Origin of the sequence: Micromonospora sp. WMMA1923 (assembly GCF_049179195.1) — a bacterium.
Lineage (GTDB): Bacteria > Actinomycetota > Actinomycetes > Mycobacteriales > Micromonosporaceae > Micromonospora > Micromonospora yangpuensis.
This window is the reverse complement of the sequence record NZ_JBMHLZ010000001.1, coordinates 207717-220955: the sequence shown is the minus strand read 5'-3', so window position 1 is coordinate 220955 and position 13239 is coordinate 207717. Positions and strand designations below refer to the sequence as shown.

General features: G+C 71.4%; 13 protein-coding genes. 5 read left to right on the top strand and 8 right to left on the bottom strand.

Features of this window, described 5'->3' with window-relative positions:
* Positions 1-23: 23 nt before the first annotated feature.
* The 4 genes from ACN28G_RS01090 to rsmA form a co-directional block, all read right to left on the bottom strand.
* Positions 24-479, bottom strand: a complete 456-nt coding sequence (locus ACN28G_RS01090) for a DUF4383 domain-containing protein (RefSeq protein WP_091434561.1) — start codon at positions 477-479, stop codon at positions 24-26.
* A 96-nt stretch (positions 480-575) separates the two neighbouring features.
* On the bottom strand, positions 576-2381 hold the full coding sequence (locus ACN28G_RS01085) for an ABC-F family ATP-binding cassette domain-containing protein (RefSeq protein ID WP_421478176.1): 1806 nt from the start codon (positions 2379-2381) through the stop codon (positions 576-578).
* Positions 2382-2461: 80 nt separating this feature from the next.
* Positions 2462-3415 carry a 4-(cytidine 5'-diphospho)-2-C-methyl-D-erythritol kinase gene (locus tag ACN28G_RS01080; RefSeq protein WP_091434557.1) on the bottom strand — a complete coding sequence of 318 codons (954 nt, stop codon included), beginning with the start codon at positions 3413-3415 and terminating at the stop codon, positions 2462-2464.
* Positions 3416-3601: 186 nt separating this feature from the next.
* Entirely contained in the window at positions 3602-4474 is an 873-nt protein-coding gene (rsmA, locus tag ACN28G_RS01075) for a 16S rRNA (adenine(1518)-N(6)/adenine(1519)-N(6))-dimethyltransferase RsmA (RefSeq protein ID WP_421478175.1), read from the bottom strand.
* Positions 4475-4720: 246 nt separating this feature from the next.
* On the opposite strand from rsmA, the gene ACN28G_RS01070 reads away from it, so the two are divergent.
* A complete protein-coding gene (locus tag ACN28G_RS01070; RefSeq protein WP_091434553.1) occupies positions 4721-6079 on the top strand; it encodes a hypothetical protein in 1359 nt (452 codons plus the stop codon).
* A 22-nt stretch (positions 6080-6101) separates the two neighbouring features.
* Positions 6102-7397, top strand: coding sequence for a hypothetical protein (locus ACN28G_RS01065; RefSeq protein ID WP_421478174.1), 1296 nt, complete (start codon positions 6102-6104; stop codon positions 7395-7397).
* A gap of 5 nt (positions 7398-7402) precedes the next feature.
* Here the strand turns inward: ACN28G_RS01065 and ACN28G_RS01060 are convergent, their stop codons facing one another.
* Complete coding sequence (locus tag ACN28G_RS01060; RefSeq protein WP_091434548.1) at positions 7403-7675, bottom strand: hypothetical protein; 273 nt, start codon at positions 7673-7675, stop codon at positions 7403-7405.
* A gap of 253 nt (positions 7676-7928) precedes the next feature.
* Here ACN28G_RS01060 and ACN28G_RS01055 point away from each other — a divergent pair, with 253 nt between their 5' ends.
* Positions 7929-8699: a Scr1 family TA system antitoxin-like transcriptional regulator gene (locus tag ACN28G_RS01055; protein ID WP_421478173.1), complete on the top strand. Its 771-nt coding sequence runs from the start codon at positions 7929-7931 to the stop codon at positions 8697-8699.
* The gene (locus ACN28G_RS01050; RefSeq protein ID WP_421478172.1) at positions 8690-8875 is read left to right on the top strand and encodes a DUF397 domain-containing protein; all 186 of its coding nucleotides are present in this window, start codon (positions 8690-8692) and stop codon (positions 8873-8875) included. The genes ACN28G_RS01055 and ACN28G_RS01050 overlap by 10 nt, the downstream gene beginning before the upstream one ends.
* 247 nt (positions 8876-9122) lie before the next feature.
* Here the strand turns inward: ACN28G_RS01050 and ACN28G_RS01045 are convergent, their stop codons facing one another.
* The 3 genes from ACN28G_RS01045 to ACN28G_RS01035 form a co-directional block, all read right to left on the bottom strand.
* Positions 9123-9722, bottom strand: a complete 600-nt coding sequence (locus ACN28G_RS01045; protein WP_091434540.1) for a hypothetical protein — start codon at positions 9720-9722, stop codon at positions 9123-9125.
* 90 nt (positions 9723-9812) lie between these two features.
* Complete coding sequence (locus ACN28G_RS01040) at positions 9813-10856, bottom strand: TatD family hydrolase (RefSeq protein WP_421478171.1); 1044 nt, start codon at positions 10854-10856, stop codon at positions 9813-9815.
* A gap of 119 nt (positions 10857-10975) precedes the next feature.
* A complete protein-coding gene (locus ACN28G_RS01035; protein WP_421478170.1) occupies positions 10976-12181 on the bottom strand; it encodes a hypothetical protein in 1206 nt (401 codons plus the stop codon).
* Positions 12182-12335: 154 nt separating this feature from the next.
* On the opposite strand from ACN28G_RS01035, the gene ACN28G_RS01030 reads away from it, so the two are divergent.
* Entirely contained in the window at positions 12336-13187 is an 852-nt protein-coding gene (locus tag ACN28G_RS01030; RefSeq protein ID WP_091434534.1) for an alpha/beta fold hydrolase, read from the top strand.
* Positions 13188-13239 lie beyond the last annotated feature (52 nt).

Sequence of the window (13239 nt, the reverse complement as noted above, 5' to 3'; positions counted from 1 at the left end):
GACCGATCGGCCCCGGCGCGCCCTCAGAGCACCAGTCGAGCCTTCTGCCAGGCCTCGTGCTCGTCGTCGGTGCCGACCTTGCCGTACATGCTGACCATCAGCAGGACCAGCGCCAGCGACATCACCACGATGACGGTGGTGATGGTCCAGTTGAAGACGTTCGCCTCGGTCTGCAGGAAGGCCAGGCCGGCCAGGCCGACCGCCATCAGGAGGTAGGCCAGCCAGCCGTGGATCGCCACGTCCCGGTTGCGCCCGAGCGCGGTGCCGGCCAGCACGGCCACCCCGACCACCAGGCTGAACAGCGAGAAGCCGAGGTTGGTCCCCTGGCCGAGGACCTTGGTGTCGTCGCGGGCGAGGAGCTCGCCACCGGCGCTGGCGACCAGACCGAGCCCGCCGAAGACCACGAAGTACAGACCGGTGAGCGCGCCCAGCGCCCGGTAGATCGGCCGCGCGGGATGGTTGACGGGGGTGTGGGCCATGGCTGAGTCTCCAACGCCGTTCGGGTGCGGGGTCGCCGACGATTGTCCCGCATGTCGAGCTGTGACGCCGCACACCCCCACCCGGGGCCGGCCGGGTCAGTTGCCGGGCACCTGCTCGGCCAGGGCGAGCCAGGCCTCCTCGGTGCGTTCCCGTTCCGCCCGGACCTCCTTCAGCTCCCCGTCCAGCTCGGCGACCTTGGCGTACTCGGTGGCGTGCGCGGCGAGCGAGTCCATCAGTACGGCCTCCCGCTGGTCCAGCTTGCCGATCTGCCGCTCCAGGCGGCTCAGTTCCTTCTTCGCGGTACGGGCCTCGGCGGCGGACATGCCGGCCGCCGTCGGGCCGGCCGCCGCCCCACCGGTCGCGGTGGCGACCGGCGTCTGCCGCCGGTCGACGGCGCGGGCGAGGTACTCGTCCACCCCGCCGGGCAGGTGCACCAGCCGGCCGTCGCCGAACATCCCGTACGTCGACTCGGTGACCCGCTCGATCAGGTACCGGTCGTGGCTGGCCACCACGAGGGTGCCGGGCCAGGAGTCGAGCAGGTCCTCCAGGGCGGCCAGGGTGTCGGTGTCCAGGTCGTTGGTGGGCTCGTCGAAGAGCAGCACGTTCGGCTCGGCGGCGAGCAACCGCAGCAGCTGCAACCGGCGGCGTTCCCCACCGGAGAGGTCGCCGACCGGGGTCCAGAGCCGCCGGTCGTCGAAGCCGAAGACCTCGGCGAGCTGGGCGGCGGAGATCTCCCGGTCGCCGAGCTGCACCCGGCGGGCGACCTCCTCGACGGCCTCCAGCACCCGCAGCCGGGTCGGCAGCTCGGCCAGCTCCTGGCTGAGGAAGGCCGGCCGCACGGTGGAGCCGACGGCGAAGCGCCCCCCGTCGGGGCGGGTCACGCCGGCCAGCATCCGCAGCAGGGTGGTCTTGCCGGCGCCGTTCGCGCCGAGGATGGCGATCCGGTCACCGGGGCCGACCTGCCAGGTGGTGTCGTGCAGGATCTCCTTCGGCCCGGCGTGCAGCCGGACGTGCTCCAGGTCGTACACCTGCTTGCCGAGCCGGCTGGTGGCCAACCGTTGCAGCGACATGGTGTCGCGCGGCGGCGGCACGTCGGCGATCAGCGCGTTGGCGGCGTCGATGCGGAACTGCGGCTTGGAGGTACGGGCCGGCGGGCCCCGGCGCAGCCAGGCGATCTCCTTGCGGAGCAGGTTCTGCCGCCGGGCCTCGGTGGCGGCGGCGACCCGTTCCCGCTCGGCGCGGGCCAGCGTCCAGGCGGCGAAACCGCCCTCGTACGCCCGGACGGTCTGGTCGCCGACCTCCCAGGTGTCGGTGCAGACCGCGTCCAGGAACCACCGGTCGTGGGTGACCACGACCAGCGCGCCGGACTTGCGCCCGACCAGGTGCCGGGCCAGCCAGTCCACCCCGCCGACGTCGAGATGGTTGGTCGGCTCGTCGAGGATCAGCAGGTCGGCGTCGCGGACCAGCAGCGCGGCCAGGGCCACCCGACGGCGCTCGCCCCCGGACATCGGCCCGACCGGCTGGTCCAGGCCGAGGTGCGGCATGCCGAGCCCGTCGAGGATCGCCCGCACCCCCGAGTCACCGGCCCACTCGTGTTCTGCGCCCATCGACTCGGCCAGCCACGCGGTGCCGAGCACGACGTCCCGGACGGTGGCCCCGGGGTCGAGGGTCAGCGCCTGCGGCAGCCAGAGCACCCGCAGGTCACGACGGTGGGTGACCCGGCCGTCGTCCGGCTCCTCCTGCTTGGTCAGCAGCCGCAGCAGCGTCGACTTGCCGGCGCCGTTGAGCCCGACGACCCCGATCCGGTCGGCGTCGTCCAGCCCGAGGGACACGTCGGTGAGCAACGGCCCGGCCGCGCCGTATCCCTTCGACACCCGGTCCAGGTTGACGATGTTGGCCACCCCACGTACCTCCCATGATCAAGGCGTCCCGGTGCCGGCAGCACCACGGGACGCCTGGGCCCCAAGGGTACGCGGCCGGATCAGGTGACGCGGGCGCCCAGCACCGGGCCGTGGGCGACCCGGGCCTCCCGGCAGACCTGGGCGTTCTCCAGCTCGACGGCGATCCGCTCGGCGTCGGCGGCGTCGGCGGCGAGGAACACGCAGGTCGGGCCGGAGCCGGAGACGATGCCACCGAGCGCACCGGCGGCCTCGCCCGCCTTCAGCGTGGCGGCCAGCGCGGGCCGCATGACCAGCGCGGCGTCCTGCAGGTCGTTGCCGAGCGCGGCGGCCAGCACCCGGGGGTCACGTTGGCGCAGGGCGGCGAGCAGCCCGTCGATGCTGCCCAACGGCGGGCCGGCCGAGCCGGCCTCGCGCAGCCGGTCGAGCTCCCGGTAGGCCTGCGGGGTGGAGAGGCCACCGTCGGCGATGGCGACCACCCAGTGCCAGGTGGTGGGGCGGGCCAGCACCGGGCTGACCGCCTCGCCCCGGCCGGTGCCCAGCGCGGTACCGCCGTGGATCAGGAACGGGACGTCCGAGCCGAGGTCGGCGGCGATCTCGGCCAACTCCTCCCGGGACAGCCCGGTGCCCCAGAGGGTGTCGCAGGCCACCAGCGCGGCGGCGGCGTCGGCGCTGCCACCGGCCAGCCCACCGGCGAGCGGGATCTGCTTGCGCAGGTGCAGGCGGGCGTGCGGCAGCACCCCGGCGTACCCGGCGAGGGCGTGGGCCGCCCGGATGATCAGGTTGGAGTCGTCCAGGGCCAGCTCACCGGTGCCCTCGCCCTCCATGGTGAGGCTGAGCGTGTCACCCCGCCGCGCGGTCAGCTCGTCGAAGATCGAGATGGCGTGGTAGACCGTGTTCAGCTCGTGGTAGCCGTCCCGACGCAGCGGCCCCACCCCGAGGTGCAGGTTGACCTTGGCGGGGACGCGTACCCGGACCGGGCCGCTGGCCCCACGTCGACGCTGCTCGTCCTCGTCCGGTCGCCAGGCCTCGGTCACCGGGGAAGACCCCGGAAACACTGCCGGATGTCGAACGGCTTCTCCACGGTCAACTCCTCGGCGGAGTCGGCGGTCGGCGGGTAGCCGGCTGCCGACCAGGTGGGCGGGTCACCAGGTGACCCGCGTACTCGTCCTGCGGATTCTGCTGCACGCGCCGGGCTCGTGCGAGACCGGCACCGCGACAGCCTAGTGGGCCGCCGGCGTACCGGTCGGGGCCGACGCGGCGATGGCGGCGAACTGCTCGACGGTGAGTGACTCACCCCTCGCGCTGGGGTCGACCCCGGCGGCGGTGAGCGCGGCGGCGGCCCGGTCCGCGCCGCCGGCCCATCCGGCCAACGCGGCGCGCAGGGTCTTACGGCGCTGCGCGAACGCCGCGTCCACCACGGCGAAGACCCGCTGCCGGGGTACGTCGGGTCGGGGCGGTTCGCGTCGGGTGAAGGCGACCAGCCCCGAGTCGACGTTCGGCACCGGCCAGAACACGTTCGGCGGCACCCGGCCGGCGGAACGGGCCCGGGAGTACCAGGCGAGTTTGACCGACGGGATGCCGTACACCTTGGAACCGGGACCGGCGACCAGCCGGTCGGCCACCTCCTTCTGCACCATCACCAGGCCGTGCCGGAGGGTGGGCAGCTCGGCCAGCAGGTGCAGGACCACCGGCACGGCGACGTTGTACGGCAGGTTCGCCACCAGCGCGGTCGGGCCGGGTTCGCCCAGGTCGGCGGCGGTGACCCGGAGCGCGTCGGCCCGGTGCACGGTCAGCCGGTCGGCGTACGGGCCGGCGTGCCGGGCGGCGGTCTCGGGCAGCGCGGCGGCCAGCGTGGGGTCGATCTCCACGGCGTGCACCCCGGCGGCGACCGGGAGCAGCGCCAGGGTGAGCGAGCCGAGCCCCGGGCCGACCTCCAGCGCCACGTCGTCCGGGGTGAGCCCGGCGGCGGTGACGATCCGGCGCACCGTGTTCGGGTCGTGCACGAAGTTCTGGCCGAGCTTCTTCGTCGGTGCCACGCCCAACCGGGCGGCGAGTTCCCGGATCTGCGCCGGTCCGAGCAGGTCTACGGCCATGACCCGACAGCCTACGGCTCACCCTCTGGAAAGGAAGGGCCCCCTATTAACGCATCCGGTATAGCGGGGTTCCCCTCTCACCGGCCCGAGCGGCTCGACCCGAGCGGATCCGGCCCGCCCCGAACTGCCCCGACACGACGTCGGCGGGCGGCCAGGAGAAGGTATGACACGGGTCACATTTCCGAACGGTCGCTCGTCGTGCCCGTCAGTCAGCAGAAGCGCGCAGAGCCGGAAGGACCAGCCACGATGCCCCCACGACCGACCGGAACGCCAGTCGAGCCCACCCCACCGACCGGAGTACCCCGCCAGCCCACCCGACCGACCGGGATACCCGTCGATCCCACCCCCCGCGCCGAGACGGCGAACGCCTGGACCGACGAGCAGTGGATCGCGTTCACCCGGCACTACCTGGCTGCCCATGCTGAGGGTCGCCTCCGGGGCGACCGCGCGCACTGGCTCATGACCCCGCAGGACCGGTGGGCCCTGCGGGCCCTACGCGGGTGGGTCGACCCGAAGAGCAAGGACTGGCTCGGCCCGGCGAGGATGCCCGCCGCCATCCGCCAACGTCTCGAAGACAACGGCCTCCTACCGGCGGGAACAGCCGTCTTCGCCCGGTACTACACCCACCGTTACGAGTACAGCTCCGCGGCCTACGCCGCAGCCGGCAAGGCCCACCTGGCACGGTACTCGGCACCGCCGCCACCCACGGCCACGGCGGCACAGCCCTCACCGGCGGACCGGCCTCGGGACAAGAGCGCCCGGGCCCCCGCCCCGCACGGCCACGGCCCGGCCGAGGCGGGCGAGAGTTCCCGCCAGGGTGGTGACGGTCCGGCCCAGGCGGGCCGGGGTGCCGTTCCCGCGGGCGAGAGTTCCCGGCAGGGTGGGCAGGGCTCCCGCCCGGACAGCCGGGGACCGACGAACATCAGCATCCAGGGCACAGTGGTCTACCCGCGGACGGTCAGCCACGCCTGGAACAGCGAGAACGGGATCCGCCGGGTCGAGCGGCAGTCGATGAGCATCGACATCCGCGACCGGCTGGAGCGGCCCCACCTCCACGACATCGACGATCACCAACTGAGGACCTGGATCGCCGCCGGCTGGCAACCGAGGAACGTGCCACCGGACTCGGATTTCGCCCTGCGCTATGACTGGGCGAAGAACACGATGCAGGTGCCCGCACAGCCCGACCGTCCGGAGACGTTCGTCCCCAGCCCGCATCGACCGACCACGTACGTGACGCTCGGCACGCCGGACGCTCCGCCGCCGTACCAGCAGACCCGCCCGCCCACCCCGCGGCTCCCGCAGCCCCGGGACGCCGACAACCAACCGCTGACCCTGCCGGCGTACGCGTTCAACGCACCCACCGGACAGCAGAATCCGGAGTCGACCCAGGGAACGCCGCCGGACTACCCACGACGGCAGCCGCCCGCCCTGACTGCCCCGACTCCGACGTCGACGTTCCAGGTCGACCAGGCGGCGAACCTCCAGTCACCCCAGCACGGCGCAGCCGGCTCGGCCACCGTCGCACCGTCGTCTGCCCCGAGCCGGCCAACCTCTCCGGCCTCCCTGCCCCGCCCCGGCACCGCCCGTTCCGGGCGCACCTGATGACACCAACAGGAGGGTCCTCGTGAACACCTGGAACGATGCCGACTGGATCGCCTTCACCGGCCACTACCTGACCGCACGCCGCAGTGGGCTCACCGTCGACAACGTCCGGGACTGGCGTACGACCACCGCCGACAACTGGGCCCTGCGAGCCCTCGGTGACTGGACCAACCAGGAGAGCGCCCAGTGGCTGGGCCCTACGACCATGCCCGTCCGGGTGCGCCGACTACTCGAATCGGACGGCCTGCTGCCCGAGGGAAGCGCCCGCTTCGTCCGGGTAGGCACGCGAAGACTGGAGTACAGCTCCGACGTCTACGCCCTCGCCGCCCGGGCCTACCTGGACAGATGCCGGAGCCAGGGACGACAACCCCAGAAGAACGACCGCATCCGCGTCCCGGCGATGATCATCCATCCCCGAACGTTCAGTCGGCTCTGGGCGAGGAATCCACGGAACTACCGGATCGAACGGGGCGGACACGTCTCCGTCGCGGTGGGCCGGCGCATGACCGAACCACACCGGTTCGCCATCGACGACCACGAGCTGAACGCCTGGCACCGGGCCGGCTGGGCGCCGAGGAACCTGCACACCGATCAGCGCCTCGCCGAACTGAACGCGCGGTACGCCTGGTTGAGCAGTGTCGAGATCCGCCCCGCGGACCGCAGCGATCCGGCGACGTTCGTGCCGGGTCCGAGCCGGCCCAGCACGTTCCACGTAGCCAGCACTCCCCCGTACCTGGCGCACCCCAGCCCGGGGGAACGTCGAATCACCGAGGCCGAGTACGACCGGATCAACCTGCCGGAGTACCGCCCGCGACAGGCGGCGGTGCCCGACGTGGCCCAGCTGGCCGAAGCGCCGCGACGAAACCAGGTCCGCCCGGACGCCCCACTCGGCACCCGCGCCTCCGGCACACCCATCGAGCGCCGACCCGTCCCCGGCCCGGCGTTGCCCACAACGGTGGTGCCCGGCGTGGCCCGCGGGCCAGACGTGGCCGGCGTGGCCCGCAGGCCAGACGTGGCCGGCGTGGCCCGCAGGCCAGACGTGGCCGGGGTGGCCCGCATGGCCGAAGCGCGACTACGCCACCAGACCCACCCGGACGCACCCCTCGGCACCCACGCCTCCGGCGCACCCATCCAACGTCGACCCGTCCCCGGTCAGTCGAACCCCACGACGGCCACACCCGACGTGGCCCGCATGGCCGAAGCACGGCTACGAAACCAGGTCCGCCCGGACGCCCCACTCGGCACCAACACATCCGGCACACCCATCCAACGCCGACCCGTCCCCAATCAGCCGAACCCCGGGCGCGGCCCGCGCTGAGCGGGCTACTCACGGCGGCGGGCCCAGTCGACGAAACGATCGTCGAGGGTCGCCGGCGGGATCGGCTGCCCGAGATCGGCGAGTTGGGCCGCGGCCTGCTCCCGGAGGCCGGTCAGGTGGGTCACCAACCCCGCCCGGTCCGCCCGGAACCGCCCCAGCAGGCGGAGCTTCGCCGCCGAGCAGGGCCAACTGGTCCCGCACGCCTGACACCGCCAGGCCGGCCGGGTCGGCTCGTGCGCCAGGCGGTACCGACGCTGGTTCGAATACGGGTGCGGCATCGTTTCCTCCCAGCGGCCGGCCCGGCGGCCGGTGCGACATCGTTCACTGCAGCGGTCGTCCGGGGTGGACGGGAGCCGGCGTGGGCAGGGCGGGCCCGCGCCGGCTCCCGGTGACGTACGTGACCGCCGGGTCAGGGGGATCGACCTCCACCGGCCACGCCGTCCTGGACACCACCTTCCGGCACGTCACCGGACAACTACAGGTCGTAGCGATATGGTGCGTGGATATTCGTTGCTACCCCCGGGGAGAGCCATGAACGACCTGCTCCGAGCAGCTCTGCACGAGACCGGGCACACCTTGGAGTCCCTCGCGGAGCGAGTCGGTGTCGACCCGAAGACGCCCGCCCGGTGGCTGCGGGAGGACCGGGTGCCGCATCCCCGGCACCGGGCGGCGGCAGCCGAGGCGCTCGGCCGGGACATCGTGGACATCTGGCCGGACACCACCAGACGTCGGGAGCCCATCTGGTTTCGTCCCTGGCAGGACATCGAGAGCGAGGCGGTGCTGCTGCGGTCGTACGAGTCGACGGTGTTGCCCGGGTTGCTCCAGACCGAGGCCTACGCCCGCGCCGTGCTCACCGGCGGTGGTCTGCTGCCCCGCCAGGACATCGAGCGGCACGTGGCCAACCGGCTGGCCCGGCAGGCGATCCTCGCCCGGCCGGAGAACCCGCCGCGGCTGGCCGCCGTGGTCGACGAGTCGGTGCTACGCCGCCCGGTCGGCGGCCGGGCGACCATGCGCGAGCAGTTGACCGCGCTGGTCACCGCCGCCCAGGCCGAGCACGTCCGGATCCAGGTGGTGCCCGCCACGGTCGGGGCCTACGCCGGGCTGAACGGGCCGTTCGTGCTGGCGACCGCCGACGACCACCAGATGGCCGGTTACCTGGACAACCAGTTGCAGGGCACTGTGGTCAGCGACGCCGACGACATCGCGGCGATACTGAACGTCTGGGAGAACGTGCGGGCCGAGGCGCTCTCCCACTGGCAGTCAGTCGACCTGATCAGCGAGGTGGCCGAGACATGGACCTGACCGGAGCACGGTGGCGCACCAGCACCCGCAGCAGCGGCAACGGCGGCAACTGCGTCGAGGTGGCCGACAATCTGCCCGACCTGGTCGCGGTACGCGACTCCAAGGACCCGACCGGGCCCGCCCTCACCTTCTCCCCCGCCACCTGGCACACCTTCCTCACCCACCTCAAGGGGTAAGGAAGGGCCCCCTGTTAACGCTTTCGGTATAGCAGGGCACCCCTCTCACCACCGCCGGGACGCCGCCACGAACCGAGACAACGCAACGAACCGGGACGCCGCCACGAACCGGGACGCCGCCACGAACCGAGGCGCCGCCGCGAACCGAGGCAGCGCCATAAGCCGAGGCAGCGCCATAAGCCGAGGCAGCGCCATAAGCCGAGGCAGCGCCATAAGCCGAGGCAGCGCCACGAGCCGAGGCGCTAGCTCACGGCCTGCCGACGCCCGGGAGCTGCCCGGCTCCGGCCCCACCTCTCGGGTTGTACGGGGAGGGCCACGAGTACTCACTCCTCGGTGGAGGTGAACTGCCACCGGGCACGGGAAGAGCGGCAGCCGACGCGACACCCGTCGCCCGGCCAGCACCACCGGCACCTCGAAGGCCGGTATAGACCCTGTTGTACTCACGCGTAGCGTCCAGCAGCCTCTCGGACGCGGCGAGATTTGCTTCCTGCCCGACATCGAGGCCAGCTGTTCTGAGCCGACCGATCAGATCCTGGACCAGCTTCGCCGTGAGGAGATTCCGCCGGGCCGAGGCGAATTCGATGTGGTGGATCTCCGAGGCAGCAGGGAAATTCGTCCTGGAGTCGATCCGGTAGACCTCCAGGGCGTTGATCCCGCTCCAACTCCGGGTATCGACGTGGATCTGCTCGTGGGGGTAGAGATTGATGCGCAGAGTGAACATTCCGGAGTCCGGGCCGTGCTCGTCGCTGGGCGCGAAAGAACAGCGCCTGCCGGCCATGAGATAGCGGTAGGCGGTGTATTCGAACGAATGTCGGGCGGTGTCAGCGGATTGTGCGGACGACTCCATGGACCACTCCGGGCGGGTGCGGCGACGAGACACCATCCTCTACGTGGTCCGCAGACTTCGGTTCAGGCCCGCTTCGAGAGAACGTCCAGGTCAGAGCCAGGGGCCGAAGGCGCGTTCGCCGTTGGCCGACAGGTGGCCGCAGAGCGTCGCCAGGTCGACACCGGTGGTCGCGGCGAGGGACCGCACGGTCAGCGGGATCAGGTACGAGGCGTTCGGCCGCCCCCGGTACGGCGTGGGCGTCAGGTACGGCGCATCCGTCTCCACCAGCAGCTGCTCCGGTGGGGTGACGGCGGCGGCTGCCCGCAGCGCGTGGGCGCTGGCGAAGGTGACCGTGCCGGCGAAGCTGAGCAGGTAGCCCCGGCGGACGCACTCGGCGGCGAACCCGGCGTCACCGGAGAAGCAGTGCAGCACCACCGTGTCGGGTGCGCCCTCGTCGTCCAGGATGCGCAGCACGTCGGCGTGCGCGTCCCGGTCGTGGATCACCAGGGTCTTGCCGTACCGCTTGGCGATGGCGATGTGTGCCCGGAAGCTCTCCTCCTGCACCGCCCGACCGTCCTCGCCGGTGCGGAAGAAGTCCATCCCGGTCTCGCCGATGCCGCGTACCTCGTCCAGCGCGGCGAGGGCCTCGATCTCGCGCAGCGCGGCGTCCAGGTCGGCCAGCCGGGGGGCCTCGTTCGGGTGCAGCGCGACGGTGGCCAGCACCGCCGGGTGCCGGGCCGCGAGCCGCGCCCCCCACCGCGACGACTCGACGTCCACCCCTACCTGGACCAGCCGGTCCACCCCGGCGGCGGCGGCGACCCGCACGATGGCGTCGACCGGATCGGTCACCAGCCCGGAGTCGGCGGCGGCGACCGCGTCGGCGGCGGCCAGCGGATCCACCGCGGCCAGCGCGCCGGTCGCGGCCACCGCGTTCACGGCGGCCCCGGCCACCGCCGAGGTGGCGGCGGTGTCGACCGTCGCCGCCGCCTCGTCGGGCGCGCCCGACCCGAACAGGGGTACGCCGGCCTCGGCGACCGTGATGTCCAGGTGGGTGTGGCTGTCCGGTACGGCCACCGGCAGCGGCTCGGGCGCGGGCGGGAACTCGCCGGCCCGGCGGGCGGCGCGCTGCTTGCGGGACTCAGTCGGCTCATTCATCACCTGGCGAGGATCACACACCCACCCCCGGGGCCGGGGCTCCCGGCCTCTTCCCCGCCCAGAGATCGTCCCCACTCGGGAGGCAGGGTGTCCACGAGAGGTGGGCCCGGCCGCCGAGGTCACCGACGACCGGGGCGTCGACCTGCCGTATCGCCTCTGAGCAGGGGCGGCCCGGACAGGCTGGGAAGACGCAGCGGCGGCACACCGGCGACCGCCCCCGGCACCGTCGCTCGCGCCGCCTGATACACCGCCACCGTCCCCTCTGCTGCGACAGTTTCGCGAGCCTTCTTCAACTCCTCGTAAGGCTCCCGCTTCCGGTGATCGGACGGCAGATAGGCATTCGCATAATGGGGATGATCGATGAACACCTCCGCCACCTGCCTCTTGAGGACAATCTTCCCCCTCTTGATGTCACTCAGGTAGGTGTCGGCGGCCTTCAGGTCGCTCGGGGTCATCACCTGGTCCGTGGCGTGGGCTTCGAGGAGCCCGGCCCATTCGGCATCGGCGCGATGTCTGATCTCTCTCGGCGCCCTGGTCGCCAATCCGGTTTTCCTGAACGTCTCAAGGTCCGCATGGTTGACCGAGCCGGGGACGAGGTACTTCTCGGCACTGTCGGGGTGAGCAGCGAAGAACGCCAACTGCTCAGGCCCCAACCGGATTTTGTCTCTTTTGATATCAGCCAGATGCGTGGTGACGGTCTTCTTCGTCCTGGCGTCCACCTGGGCACCGGCTGCGCGCTGCAGGAGAAGATCAGCCCACTCGGAATCAGTACGAGAGCGCCCGGTATGAGGTACGGGCATGGGTACGGGTACGGGAGCTGTCGAGTCACCCTTCCTGAAATCCTGCAGAAGCGAATGATTCTTCGAGCCAACTTTAAGGTACTTGTCCGCATAATTAGGGTGATCGTCGAAGAACTTCAGCTGGGCCCTTCCCAGCCGAGCCCTGTCCGCCTTGATCTCACTCAGATGCTGGACAACCACCTTTTTCTTCGTCCGATCCAGGTCACCCTTCGCGTGGCTTCTCAGAAGCTCGGCCCAGACGAGATCGGCACGAACTCGGCGAGACCCGGCCACTTTCTCAGGAATGTCGACGCAAGCCGTCGGGGCCGCTAGCCGCCCGGATACCGAGAGAGGATCACTTCGCTGATCCCCGCCTTCCGGGTAGCCTTCGCCCGCCCCCTCCGGATGAAGGTCCCTCGACTCCTCAAGGAGTCCGTCCAGCTCACCGGGGTCATATTCCTCACCCCGGTAATCCCCAAAATACCTAGTCAACTCCTCGGCTGAATAATCCCCCATTCCCTCCGCCAACAGCCACGCCTCGCGCAACCCATCTGTATCCGACATTTTCACCCCTGTGCTCTCGGCCCAGTCCCTTCCAACGGACACCGGTCGGGTTCGGTTCAAACGGAGGGGTCGGCATAACGGGCGGCGGGTCGGGTAGGCGTGGGTGTCCGAGACGCCAGTTGATCAGGAGATCCGCATGCCCTTCGTCACCGTCGGCGCGGAGAACCTCGCGCCCATCGACCTGTACTACGAGGACCACGGGTCCGGCCAGCCGGTCGTGTTGATCCACGGGTTCCCGTTCAACGGGGCGACCTGGGAGAAACAGGTCGGGCCGCTGCTCGCGGCGGGATACCGGACGATCACCTACGACCGGCGTGGTTACGGCAGCTCCGCCCAGCCGGCCACCGGGTACGACTACGACACCTTCGCCGCCGACCTGGACGTGCTGCTGACCGAGCTGAACCTGAACAACGTGATCCTGGTCGGGCACTCGATGGGCACCGGTGAGGTGACCCGCTACCTGGGCGCGTACGGGTCGGACCGGGTGGACCGGGCGGTGCTGCTCGCGCCGTTGGCGCCGTACCTGTTGAAGACCGCCGACAACCCCGAGGGGGTCGAGCAGAGCCTCTTCGACGGGTTCAAGAAGGCGATCGTCGACGACCGGTTCGCCTACCTGACCACCTTCTGCGACGCCTTCTTCAACTACCAGCAGAACAAGGGCAAGCTGGTCAGCGAGGAGGCGTACCAGGGGCACTGGCAGATCGGCGCGCGGGCCTCGGCGATCGCCACCCTGAACTCGGTGGACGCCTGGCTCACCGACTTCCGGGGTGACCTGCCCCGGATCGACGTGCCGGTGCTGATCGTCCAGGGCGACCAGGACAACGTGCTGCCGTACGCCAAGACCGGTCAGCGGTTGCAGCCGATGCTGCCCAACAGCGAGCTGGTCACGCTCAAGGGCGCTCCGCACGGCATCCCGTGGACCAACGCGTCCGAGGTGAACCGGGCGATCATGGAGTTCATCGGACAGCCGGCGATGGCCCGCGCCTGACCGACCGCACCACGAAGCGCGGCCCCGGGGACCACCCCCGGGGCCGCGTCGG

What these genes read in the sequence shown, in the direction of transcription:
- ACN28G_RS01090 (WP_091434561.1), bottom strand. Translation starts at nt 479, where the DNA reads ATGGCCCACACCCCCGTCAACCATCCCGCGCGGCCGATCTACCGGGCG.
- rsmA (WP_421478175.1), bottom strand. Translation starts at nt 4,474, where the DNA reads ATGGCCGTAGACCTGCTCGGACCGGCGCAGATCCGGGAACTCGCCGCC.
- ACN28G_RS01040 (WP_421478171.1), bottom strand. Translation starts at nt 10,856, where the DNA reads ATGAATGAGCCGACTGAGTCCCGCAAGCAGCGCGCCGCCCGCCGGGCC.
- ACN28G_RS01055 (WP_421478173.1), top strand. Translation starts at nt 7,929, where the DNA reads ATGAACGACCTGCTCCGAGCAGCTCTGCACGAGACCGGGCACACCTTG.
- ACN28G_RS01050 (WP_421478172.1), top strand. Translation starts at nt 8,690, where the DNA reads ATGGACCTGACCGGAGCACGGTGGCGCACCAGCACCCGCAGCAGCGGC.
- ACN28G_RS01045 (WP_091434540.1), bottom strand. Translation starts at nt 9,722, where the DNA reads ATGGAGTCGTCCGCACAATCCGCTGACACCGCCCGACATTCGTTCGAA.
- ACN28G_RS01030 (WP_091434534.1), top strand. Translation starts at nt 12,336, where the DNA reads ATGCCCTTCGTCACCGTCGGCGCGGAGAACCTCGCGCCCATCGACCTG.
- ACN28G_RS01060 (WP_091434548.1), bottom strand. Translation starts at nt 7,675, where the DNA reads ATGCCGCACCCGTATTCGAACCAGCGTCGGTACCGCCTGGCGCACGAG.
- ACN28G_RS01070 (WP_091434553.1), top strand. Translation starts at nt 4,721, where the DNA reads ATGCCCCCACGACCGACCGGAACGCCAGTCGAGCCCACCCCACCGACC.